The 11,563-nt window shown below is 30.6% G+C and carries 13 protein-coding genes; 12 read left to right on the plus strand and 1 reads right to left on the minus strand.

What is annotated here, in order from left to right; translation table 11 throughout:
• Positions 1 to 100: 100 nt before the first annotated feature.
• From L866_RS08260 to L866_RS0100275, 12 genes are all read left to right on the plus strand, one after another.
• Positions 101 to 355, plus strand: coding sequence for a DUF1507 family protein (locus L866_RS08260; protein ID WP_035445756.1), 255 nt, complete (start codon positions 101 to 103; stop codon positions 353 to 355).
• A complete protein-coding gene (locus tag L866_RS0100225; protein ID WP_035445757.1) occupies positions 327 to 1,634 on the plus strand; it encodes an FtsW/RodA/SpoVE family cell cycle protein in 1,308 nt (435 codons plus the stop codon). Before L866_RS08260 ends, L866_RS0100225 begins: the two co-directional genes overlap by 29 nt.
• A complete protein-coding gene (locus L866_RS0100230) occupies positions 1,631 to 2,704 on the plus strand; it encodes a CAP-associated domain-containing protein (protein WP_025727987.1) in 1,074 nt (357 codons plus the stop codon). The genes L866_RS0100225 and L866_RS0100230 overlap by 4 nt, the downstream gene beginning before the upstream one ends.
• Positions 2,694 to 3,014 (plus strand): DUF2129 domain-containing protein, encoded by a 321-nt coding sequence (locus L866_RS08925; protein ID WP_025727989.1) that lies wholly within the window; start codon positions 2,694 to 2,696, stop codon positions 3,012 to 3,014. Before L866_RS0100230 ends, L866_RS08925 begins: the two co-directional genes overlap by 11 nt.
• A complete protein-coding gene (rsmD, locus tag L866_RS0100240) occupies positions 3,005 to 3,562 on the plus strand; it encodes a 16S rRNA (guanine(966)-N(2))-methyltransferase RsmD (protein WP_025727991.1) in 558 nt (185 codons plus the stop codon). The genes L866_RS08925 and rsmD overlap by 10 nt, the downstream gene beginning before the upstream one ends.
• Positions 3,559 to 4,041 carry a pantetheine-phosphate adenylyltransferase gene (gene coaD, locus L866_RS0100245; RefSeq protein WP_025727993.1) on the plus strand — a complete coding sequence of 161 codons (483 nt, stop codon included), beginning with the start codon at positions 3,559 to 3,561 and terminating at the stop codon, positions 4,039 to 4,041. Before rsmD ends, coaD begins: the two co-directional genes overlap by 4 nt.
• Before the next feature lie 222 nt (positions 4,042 to 4,263).
• Complete coding sequence (locus tag L866_RS0100250) at positions 4,264 to 4,965, plus strand: SDR family oxidoreductase (RefSeq protein WP_051452825.1); 702 nt, start codon at positions 4,264 to 4,266, stop codon at positions 4,963 to 4,965.
• A gap of 168 nt (positions 4,966 to 5,133) precedes the next feature.
• A complete protein-coding gene (locus tag L866_RS0100255) occupies positions 5,134 to 5,589 on the plus strand; it encodes a hypothetical protein (protein ID WP_025727997.1) in 456 nt (151 codons plus the stop codon).
• 286 nt (positions 5,590 to 5,875) lie between these two features.
• The gene (locus L866_RS0100260) at positions 5,876 to 6,610 is read left to right on the plus strand and encodes a helix-hairpin-helix domain-containing protein (protein WP_025727999.1); all 735 of its coding nucleotides are present in this window, start codon (positions 5,876 to 5,878) and stop codon (positions 6,608 to 6,610) included.
• The gene (locus L866_RS0100265) at positions 6,603 to 8,927 is read left to right on the plus strand and encodes a DNA internalization-related competence protein ComEC/Rec2 (protein WP_025728001.1); all 2,325 of its coding nucleotides are present in this window, start codon (positions 6,603 to 6,605) and stop codon (positions 8,925 to 8,927) included. The genes L866_RS0100260 and L866_RS0100265 overlap by 8 nt, the downstream gene beginning before the upstream one ends.
• A gap of 71 nt (positions 8,928 to 8,998) precedes the next feature.
• Positions 8,999 to 10,033 (plus strand): DNA polymerase III subunit delta, encoded by a 1,035-nt coding sequence (gene holA, locus L866_RS0100270; RefSeq protein WP_025728003.1) that lies wholly within the window; start codon positions 8,999 to 9,001, stop codon positions 10,031 to 10,033.
• A gap of 149 nt (positions 10,034 to 10,182) precedes the next feature.
• Positions 10,183 to 11,082, plus strand: coding sequence for a CPBP family intramembrane glutamic endopeptidase (locus L866_RS0100275; protein ID WP_169729057.1), 900 nt, complete (start codon positions 10,183 to 10,185; stop codon positions 11,080 to 11,082).
• Between the two features lie 46 nt (positions 11,083 to 11,128).
• Here L866_RS0100275 and rpsT read toward each other — a convergent pair whose 3' ends face one another.
• On the minus strand, positions 11,129 to 11,389 hold the full coding sequence (gene rpsT / locus L866_RS0100280) for a 30S ribosomal protein S20 (protein WP_025728007.1): 261 nt from the start codon (positions 11,387 to 11,389) through the stop codon (positions 11,129 to 11,131).
• Between the last annotated feature and the right edge of the window lie 174 nt (positions 11,390 to 11,563).

Consider the following 11,563-nt stretch of genomic DNA (forward strand, 5'->3'; position numbering starts at 1 on the left):
ATTCTTTATAATGATTTTAATTCACCAATTTAGTGAGATAAATTTTTCTTCAAATTAAAACATGTTATAATGGTGTAGAAAATATCTGAGGAGGTATAGGATGAACGATAAGGCTAGAACAGTTTTGAAAGAAAATGCGGATGCAATTTATCAATTAATTATGAGTCAAAAAAATCATTTGTGTTTGTCTGAATGCCCTGCGTTTGAAGAAGTAGTGGATACTCAATTATTTGGATTATCAAAACAGCTTGAGTTTGCTGTTGCAATTGGCGAGTTATCACAAAAAGAAAGTCAACAAATGATTAATCAACTTGAGGGGTTATTGGATGAAATTTATCAAGAGACTTACAAGTAGAGTAATGAAACGGCATCCCCTGCGTTTAAATCTATCGTTAAAAGAGCGCATTGAAAATTTAAATCGACCGATTTGGTTATCATATATAGCTCTTTTGGTGATTGGATTTTTGGCTATAATGAGTGCAAAAGGTCAACCAACAGATATAGTCCAAACATGGTATTCTGCTGTAATGATTAAGCAACTTGTTATTATAGCAATTTCATTAGTAGTAACATTTTCGGTACAATTATTTGTACCGTACTTCATAAAGAATCATGCGCTAATGTGGATTGGCTTTGTCATTTTAATGGCCTTATTATTATTAGTATTAATAGTTGGTCAAAAAGTAAATGGAGCTAAAAGTTGGCTAATGATAGGAGGTTTTCAACTTCAACCGTCAGAATTTGTAAAACCTTTTCTTATTTGGTGGCTATCCGTTTCTTTTGTAGATTTGAAAAAAAATAAATTTGCTATGAGTGATGGTCTTTCATTTTTCTTTGAAAAGTTACCCAAAAAAGAATCGCACCAACGATGGTTTGTTTATAGTGTACCGCTCATGTTTCTAATCTTTATAATCGGTCAACCCGACATAGGAACATTTGCCATCATCGTGACATTATGTTGGTTATTATTCTTTATTTCCAATCGCTTCAAATATGACTTACATTTTACCATTGGATTTCTATTACTTGGAATTGGTGTTATTTGGTTTGTGCCTCTATCTATTTTAAAATTTATGCCACCCCATATCTTTTCGCGGTTTTTAGCTTTTAGAGAGCCTTTTCTTCATACGAATGGACCTAGTTTTCAAGTGATTCGAGGTATCATGGCAGTGTCACGTGGTGGATTAATAGGTGTTGGGCCAGGAGCTAGTCTATTTAAAACAGGTTATCTTCCAGAAGCATCGACGGATTTTATTATGGCGATTGTCGCTGAAGAATATGGTTTAATAGGAGTTACTGTTGTTTTAAGTATTCTAGTATTTCTAATTAATTATTTGTTTTATCAAGCTTTAACAGCCAATACTATTTTAAATAAATATATCTTATTTGGAGTAGGTGCTTTATTCTTCTTACAAAGTTTTATTAATTTAGGTGGGATGATTGGATTAATACCATTAACAGGCGTGACTTTACCGTTTATTAGTTATGGTGGTTCAAGTTCATTATCGTCCAGTTTAGCTTTAGGATTAGCTTTGGGAAGTATAGAGTATGAAAAAGAACAATTGCGTATCGGCCGACAAATGAAGACAAAGCAGCTAACTCGTTCAAGGCTGAGTAGAAAGGAAGAACTGTGAAACGATATATTAGTACCTATTTCATCATTGTCATAGTAGGTCTTCTCGTTGTTTATTGGATGCCATTATCTTTGCATAATAGCAGCGATACAGAAATTAAAGATAGTTCAATTGAACAAAAGCATGAAGAAATTACTGCGTTGCCTCCAGCGCTAGGTTTTTCGCAGTGGATAAATCAATCATCGGATAGTTTTTTGGGAAAGTTTGGAGAGCCAAATTTAAAAATTGAGGTAAACGATAAACGGAAAATTTGGTATTATCAAATAGAGGAATCAGATCAATTGATTGTACAAATTGACCAAAATAATGTAAGTAGTATTATTGATTTGGGACATCAAATTAACTCGGGTTATTTTACTGGTCATATGACTACCGATCATTTAAAAGATGAATTAAAAGTTCAGTCATCTTTTAAAGTATTTGATTTAAATGAATCTGATTCTCGAGTCTTTAAGCTAAGAAAACATGAAAGTAAATATGCACCATTATTTGAATTTGATAATGAGACATTTGCAATTACTTGGTTTAATCAATCGAAACAATTAATCGGTGTATATTACTTAAATAAAGAGCAATTGTACCACTCAAATTTATATGAAGGTGCTCCAACGTATGTTCATAAAGAATATTTCAAAACGAAAGATAGTAGAGACTGGACATTGTTGTGGAATCAAATTGTTAATGTATCAAGGACGTTTGAAATGAAGCCAGAGGATAATGTACAGCAAAATCTATTAATAGATAATCAATGGTTAGCTCAACATGGTTTAGAAACATTAAATGGTCATATTAAAGAGCATAGTGACAAATTATTAACAGAAACAGAAATACGTAAAGTGTTCAATCAGAATATTAATTCATCATCTTATCATTTGATGTTAACCAATCAATTTGAAAGTTTTGGTTCTTGGCTGCATTTTGTTTTAAAAGACCAAAATCGTCAACAAACTTTTTTTGAAAAAGGTTTATATAATCAAAGTGCACTTGTTCAGTGTGGACCACATGCATTGTGGATATTTAGTAATCATCTTAGTGATGAATTAATAAAGGAGGAAGTTGATGACCTTTAAAAAAAATCTCAGAAAAAAATTAGTTATTCATTTGTATACATTGAAAAAAATTAATCAATTGAAACGGTTTGGTTTTGTACATTACGTTTCACAACGTATGAAATATGTAGTGCTTTACGTAGATGATCATTATGCACAACAAACTCGACAAAAGTTGAATAAATTGCATTTTGTTCGCTCGATTGAAGAGGAAATTCCTGAAATTATTACAAAGGATTATTCTAATGTATTAGAGGAAGTCGTACAAGCTGAAACATTAAGTTTAAAAGACAATCCCTATAATATAGAGGAGAATAGCTCATGCAAATAATTGCGGGAATGTATAAAAACAGAAAAATCCAAACATTAGAGGGGCAACAAACACGTCCAACTAGTGCGAAAGTGAAAGAGTCTTTATTTCAAATGATTGGCCCATTTTTTGAAGGTGGACGTATGTTGGATATGTTTGGTGGAAGTGGTGCTGTAGCATTTGAAGCATTATCTCGTGGGATGGACGAAGTTGTAATTATTGAAAAAAATAGAAAAGCGCAACAGATTATTTCAAATAATCAAGAATTATTAAAAGCTAATGTCTCACTTATTAAAGGTGATGCACGCTATCAACTGAATAAAGTAGATGGAACATTTAATTTTGTATTTATTGATCCACCATATGACTTAGTTGATATCAAAAAAGATTTAATGTTGCTGAGTTATCATAAGCTTTTAAAGGAAGATGCTTTAATTTGTTGTGAAACAGATTTGCACACAGAATTTCCAACTGAAGTCCCACAGTTTGAGTGGTTAACTACTAAAAAATACAAACGAACCCAGCTTGTTTTTTATCGTTTTGATTTATCAAAAGGAGAATCATTATGACAATAGGGTTATTTGTTGGTAGTTTTGATCCAGTAACTTTAGGGCATGCAAATATTATTGAACGCAGTTTAAAATGTGTAGATAAATTATTGATTGCAGTGAGTGTGAACTCAGAAAAAAAAGGATGGTTGTCAATTGACCAACGCATGTCATTACTAGAACAATTGTATCAACATGAAGAACGTATAAAAGTTGTTCGGTTTGACAATGAATTGACAGTGCATTTTGCGAAAAAACACGGAGTAGACGTCTTGATTAGAGGCTTACGAACTAGTTCTGATTTTACTTATGAACAGCAAATTGGACAAATGAATAGAGCATTAGCACCAGAATTAGAAACAGTTTACTTAATTACAGACCCAGTTTATCAACATGTCAGTTCTTCTATGGCGCGTGAAATTGATAAATATGATGGCGATTTATCATTATTATTACCTAAAAATATTGTGCAATTGGTCAAACAAATGCGTAATCAATGAAATTATTTAAAAACTCTCTTACATTTAATGTTTGAGAGTTTTTTGCTAAGTAATATGATGCATAAAAATAGATTACATTTAAGAATTAAGTAAACGTGGCGACTATATGTTATGATGAATATAAAGTCAGTTTAATAGTCAGTTCAATATTAGACTGTTCACGTCCTTTCAACAGATAAAAGTTAGGACTTTAAAATTAAAATAAAAAAGGAGTGTATACACATGAATCAATTGAAGCATGTAGTAATTATTGGAGCAGGAAGTGGATTGGGAGCGTCTTTAGCATATAAGTATAATGAATTAGGCTATTTTGTAACATTGATAGGTCGTACAAAAGAAAAACTAGAGAAAGTAGCGAAAAGATTTCCTACATCAAATTATGACATATTTACACTTGATGTTTCACAACCAGATGATGTTGAGGAAGTATTTAAAAAGATTACTGATCAATCGATGCCTATTGATATTTTAGTGAATAATGCTGGAGTAGGTTACTTTGATCAAGCTGAAAATATATCTGTTAATCAAGTTCAACAAATGATTGATATTAATTTAAAAGGTACAATATTTTGTACACAACAAGTTTTAACAGCAATGAAAGAAAGAAATTTGGGATCGATTATTAATATTGTTTCAACAGCGGGTGTTGAAGGGAAAGTTGAAGAATCCGTTTATTGTGCAAGTAAATTTGGAGTAAGAGGATTCACAGAAAGTATCTGGAAAGAATTAAAAGATACGAATCTTCACGTTCACGGCATATATATGGGAGGTATGAATACCCATTTTTGGGGTGATGAACTTCAAAATGAAGAGGAAACAGGTTTGATGCATCCGGACGATGTAGCCGATATTATTCTTGCAAATACTCAGTTGAGAAGAAATATCAATGTACCAGAAGTTATCATTAAAAATCATTCATCTTAAAAAATACTTAGACTATTTTCTTAGCGCTTATTTTCATTGATGGATTAATGACAGGTGCAATAAAAAATCAAAATTTAAATTATTAAAATTTAATTAGTATTGACTGTTATTTTCCGTTGTTTTATAATCATGTTATAAATACGTCACGTTTTTAGAAAGGAAAAGATTATGAAAAAATTAAATTATGTAGCGTTGAGCGTCTTATTATTTTTAACCTTAGTCATTTCTGGATGTTCAGGAAAAACAGTAAGTAGTATTATTTTACAACAAACGGATAATGGTCAAATCCCACAAAATAGTGGAACATTTGTAGTTAAGGATGGTCAATTGACGATAAAAAAACAATACGGTAAATTAATAAAATCGTCAAGTTCGCCTGAAGATATTTCGGATTTTAATGATGAAGAAAAAGAACTAGTTAAGCAAGATATGGAAAAGAATGGTTTTGAGTCAGAAAAAGACATGGTAGAAACCCCAATGGAATCAACATTTGAAAAGGTAAAGGTAACAGAAACAGATAAAGAAATTACAATTACTGCATCTGATAAGACATGGACTTTCAAAAAAGAAAGTGATCGAATAGCAAAAGATGAAAATAATGTAAGATATGAAATTTTAAAATAGTCATATCGTTTGAGGGAGGGAAGCAAAAGCTTCTCTCTTTTTTTGTTATCAAATAATTGTTATTTGAAATTGGAATGAACGAACAGTATGAGAAATAAACATACTATAAATATGCATTTATAGTATAGGGGATGAAGAATGGGATATTCATTTTTGAATAATTTATATGTTGTACATAAAAATAGAATGACAATTATTTATGCGACTAATTCCAAAAGTTTAATAAATTTAAATTAATTAAAAATATACCTTAAAATTTAGCGTCTAAGTATTTGAGGTGATAAAGATGTTAAAAGAACGATTAGTTAATGAAGTAAATAAATTAAAAAATATGATAACCGATTGGTGGAACAATCAATCGGTTAAGTATAAAGTGATGATCTTATTAGTCTGTGTCTTTGTTTTATGTGTTTTTAGTGGATGGGGAACGTATCAAATATTTAATCCATCCAGAGATCATTCAGAGGTGATTGTAAATGCACCAGAGTCAATTGTATCAAGGGAAGCAGAGAAGGAGTCTGACTTAGAGAATCAATCGCTTATAAATGATGATAAGCGAATAATGGTTGATGTGAAAGGTGCGATCAAACGGCCTGGAGTGTATGAATTAGAAAGTGGTCAACGTGTTTCTGATGCGATTGTATTAGCGGGCGGATTTTTACCAACTGCTGATCAAGATCAAATTAATTTAGCGCAAATGTTAGCTGATCAATCAGTTCTATACGTTCCTCATGTGGTGACTGTTCATCTCGAAGAAAATGAAGAAAAAAGTGAACGCAATAATTCAATGTATAGTATGAATTCACAAGAAAATTCAAATACAAGTTCTAAAGTTCGATTAAATCAAGCAACGGTAGCAGAATTACAAACCTTACCTGGTATAGGACCTAAAAGAGCTGAAGAAATTATCAATTATCGAGAAGCGAATGGATTATTTAAATCAATTGATGATTTAAAAAATATTTCTGGAATTGGCCCCAAAACATTTGAGCGATTAAAGGAAGGCGTTCAACTTGATTAAAAAATCGAAAGCAATGAAAGGACAATTTTTTATTATTTGGATTGCTCAAATAATTTTTATTTTGGGCTGTATTCAACCTAATCGATGGATAATTTGGGGGTGCTTACTATTATTATGTTTACGTATTTATAGTTCACGCATCAAATATTTAATGTTTTATGTCATTATAAGTTTTGGATTAACAGCAAGTACGTATTATTTTAATCAATATTTATTAGCACAAAAGACTAATGATCAATCAATCCAACATTATATTGTCACAATTGAACCTTATCAATTAAAGAAAAAGGATTGGGGGTATACTGGAATAGGCTACACTAAGCAAGCTAGTCCTCAGAAAGTTTTAGTCCATTTACCAATGGATGAAGCCCTTGAATATGTATTACTTGAAAACGAGCAAATTGAAATTAATGGAGAAGCCAACATCGAAACATTTTTAGGACCAGATAATTTCGGGGCGTTTCATGCTAAAAATTATTATCTATCTCAACAAATTACAAAGAAAGTTTCTTTTAAAAAAATTGAACGTTTAAAAAAAGGGAAATCAATCTTTTATAATCGTTGGCGTAATCAATGGTATGGCTATTTAAACCAAATGCCTTATATACATGCTAGAAATTATTTGCAAGCTTTTTTGTTTAATGAAACAAATAATCTGGATACAAACATTAAAAATTCTTTTAAGAAACTCGGATTAATGCCTTTTTTAGCGTTATCTGGGTTTCACATTCAATTAATTGTTAAATATTTAAAAGGACTATTATATCGCACAAGCATGACGATAGAAACGAACCGAAAAATAATATCAGTAGTTTTGATCAGTTATGGTTTGATAACTGATTGGCCAATTAGTTTGATTCGAGCGATTGCTTTGTTTTTTTGTAGTGAGTGGGGGAGTAAAAACTATACAAAATTAGATTATTTGAGTTTAATAGGGATAATATTACTAATCGTGCGACCATTTTATATTTATTCGATTAGTTACCAATTAAGTTTTGGTATGACCTTAGTGATTTTATTAGTTAATGAAAGTTTAAAGAAACTTCAGCTGATTAATCAAGTTAAATGGCAGCATCGAATAGCAGCACATATATGCTATTTAATGGCTGCTTTTATTGGTACATCATACTATTTTTTTGAAATTAATCTGGGATTAATTTTATGGAATGCACTAATGGGTATCTTCTTAGAATGGTTGCTATTGCCTGTTTTACTTACATTTTTAGCATACCCATATTTAACTGTATTTGATAAATGGTACGAGATGGTGGATTCGTTCTTAAATCATTTTAATCAATATTTTATTTATTTTTCGAATCACAATAAATTGTCAGTAATTGTGGGCCAGCTTTCTCCATTCATGGTCATAATAAGTATTTTACTATTAATTTATTTAATTCAAAAAATTAATAGTCCCTTTGTTTGGAATAAAAAATTTATTGGAATATTAGGAATTCTTTTTCTTTTAATTTTGTCACCAAAATTTTCTTCAAAACAGAGTGTCATTTTTATTAACGTAGGGCAAGGAGATGCAATGTTAGTTTATACTCCATTTAAAAAGTTTACAGCTTTGATTGATACCGGTGGGAGAATAACATATGAAAAAGGAAAAATAAAAAAAGACATAGAGCATGTTGAACGTGTTGTATTACCTGCTTTAAAAAGAGAAGGAGTCTCTCAATTAGACTACTTAATGTTATCGCATCCCGATTTTGATCATATGGGAAATGCTTTAGAGTTATTAAAAAAAATACCTGTAAAACACGTATTAGTCTCGGAACAAAGTATAAATCATTCGAGTTATCAAGTCATTAATGATTGGCGTCAAAAAAATCATCAGCTCCCAATAGAAGGAATTAAGCCAAATTATCAAATTAACAAGAACTCACTTAATCTGAGATTGTTAGGCCCTCTCGCGCCTTATGCAACAGATGATAAGAATGATGATTCTCTTGTATGGTGGATGTCGACTAAAAGTAATGAATTTATGTTAACGGGTGATGCCAGTGTACATGTCGAAGAAGCAATTATTAAAGCATATGAAACGGTCGATGAATTTAAATCAATTAATGTACTGAAAGTTGGACATCATGGTAGTTTGACTTCTACCAGTGAAGAATTTTTGGACTTTTTACAACCAAAACAAGCAATTATATCTGCTGGCAGAAATAATCGTTATAAGCATCCTCACCAAGAAGTCGTCGATCGTTTAAATGATAAAGATATTCAAATATATGACACTAGAATTCATGGAGCCATTCGCTACGATGAATCATTTTTACTTTACTTCAAACCAAAGTGGCAAACTTCTCGATAGTTCTCATTAATTTATTGTGGTGACGTTTGACATATATTTTGTTACAATTCATTTTAGAGGTGAGAGGCAAAATGAATTATCAAACAACATTAAAACAAATTGAATCGAATCAATTAGAATCTATTTACTTCATCTGGGGAGAAGAACTTTTTTTAATTGAAAAATTATTACAATCTTTTCAAACTCAAACAATGTCGGAAGAAGAAGCGATAATGAATATTATGGTTTATGATTTAGAACAAAATACTATTCAGCAGGCAATTCAAGAAGCTGAAACTCTTCCTTTTTTTGGTGATCGAAAAGTAGTTATTGCCAAAAATGCGTATTTCTTAACAGGGCAAAAAAGTAAATTAAAATTAGAACATCAAACAGATGCGTTGATTAAATATTTAAGTCATCCGGCAATTGAAACAATTTTCATTTTGACAGCACCTTATAATAAATTAGATAAACGAAAAAAGATCACTAAACAATTGTTGCAGCAGCCAGGAAGTGTTGACTGTTCGACGCTTTCTGAGCAACAATTTCAACAACTCATCGCTAATGAAGGGAAGAAAAGAGGATTATCTTTTAATATTACTCTTATTCAACAAGTTATACGACGAACAGGTCTAAATTTATTAGTCGTAATGAATGAGTTAGAAAAATTAGAATTAGCTGTTAAAAGTGGTCAAATATTATCTCAGGAACTCATTGAACAATTAGTCCCAAGGTCACAAGAACAGCATGTTTTCGATTTAATGGAATCGTTACTTAAACGTTCTCTACCAGAAGTATTAGATATTTTAGAACGTTTGATTGAACAAAAAGAACAGCCATTAGCGATATTAGGTCTGCTTATTACACAGTTCCGTTTAATTCTACAAGTAAAGTATTTTCAAGGGTATGGATTGAATGAACCAGATATGAATCAACGATTAAAAGTTCATCCATATCGAATTAAATTAGCAGGCCAACAAGCCCGTTTATATGAGCAATCTTATTTGGAAAATTTACTAATTGCATTGATTGAATTAGAATATCAACTAAAAAGTGGACAAGGCAATGCTTTACTCATGTTAGAGCTTTTCTTCATCCAATTTTGTCAAAAAATATCACGTTCATAAAACATTTATTAAAAAAGAAACTTTATTCAAGGTGATTTATGGGAAATAATAAAAAAATACGTTCGCATCTTTTTAAAATTAATATATTTGCAATTTTAATGTTTTTGATTATTTTTATCACTTATCCAATTGTTCTGCCATTTGTTTATATGTTATATTCATTATTTTCATCAAATCCATTAAGTATAGAAGTATTTAGTGAACAATACGGAGATTTCTTCATGCTCATTATAATTGGTTGTCAATTTTTAGGAGTCCTTTTATTTCAATATGTTGAAAAAGTGAAATTTGAGCGAATTGAAGTGAAACAAACTTTTGATTTAAAATTATTCATTGTTAGTTTTATAGGAATCTTATCGTTAAATTATTTGACTTATATTTTTGTGTCTGGTTTTGAAGGAATTATTAATGAAGTGGGATATACGATGGAAACCAATGAGACAGATTTCACTCAGATGAATTGGATCATTCAAATGTTTTCTATTCTTTATACAGTGGTTGGGGCTCCAGTCATTGAGGAAATAATCTATCGTGGAGTCATTGCACGTCAATCAATTAAGATTTCGCCGGCATTTGGAATTATATTATCCGCATTATTATTTAGTGGGATGCATGCAAATTTAAGTCAAATGAGTTCTACTTTCTTAATCGGATTAGTTTTAGGTTTAGTGTATTATGTAACGGGAAATTTATTGTTACCAATTTGTCTTCATATGGCTAATAATTTATGGGTAACATTGATGGATTATTGGCCCATTGATATGTTTCGTTTTAGTTTAGGAGGATTATGGAGTGTATTTGAAGAGTTATTTTTCTATACGCTACTGTTATTGATTGCTTGCATAGCTATTGATCGAATGATTTTTTACATGAAACGAGATTATCATCTGACTTGGGAAAAATTAATTAAAAGTCAATGGAGTAAAAATAATAATAAAGAATATAAATTGCTTCATTATTTTTATATTTATTTTACTTTAATATCTACTTATATCATATTTAGTTTGTACTGGCTTGATATGTTATTCAGTTTAAACCTACTAGAATAGACCGAATAAAAAACACCATTCGTTGGAATGGTGTTTTTTGAATTCATTATTTAGCAACTTTTAATTTTGAAGCTAAACGGCTTTTATCACGACGAGCTTTGTTCGTATGGATAATTCCTTTTGATGCGGCAATGTCGATATTTTTTTGAGCTTCTTTTAATAATTCAGCTGCATTGCTATCGCCAGCTTCAATAGCTGCTTCAAATTTCTTAATTGCTGAACGCAATGTTGATTTTTTAGCGCTGTTTGCTAATTTAGCTTTTTCAGAAGTTTTAACACGCTTGATTGCTGATTCAATATTTGGCATGTGTTACACCTCTCTTTCCATAAAATTATTCTTAATGAATATACATTTCGATTAAAATTCGAACATTAAAATTATAGCGAATATTATAGCAAATTGCAAATACAATCTAGAAATTACTGAGAAGTTTTTATAGTTAGCGTGTTGTGTTAAGTAAAGTAGTATGAAATCACATGA

It is taken from the genome of Atopobacter phocae ATCC BAA-285 (assembly GCF_000526675.1).
Taxonomy (GTDB): domain Bacteria; phylum Bacillota; class Bacilli; order Lactobacillales; family Aerococcaceae; genus Atopobacter; species Atopobacter phocae.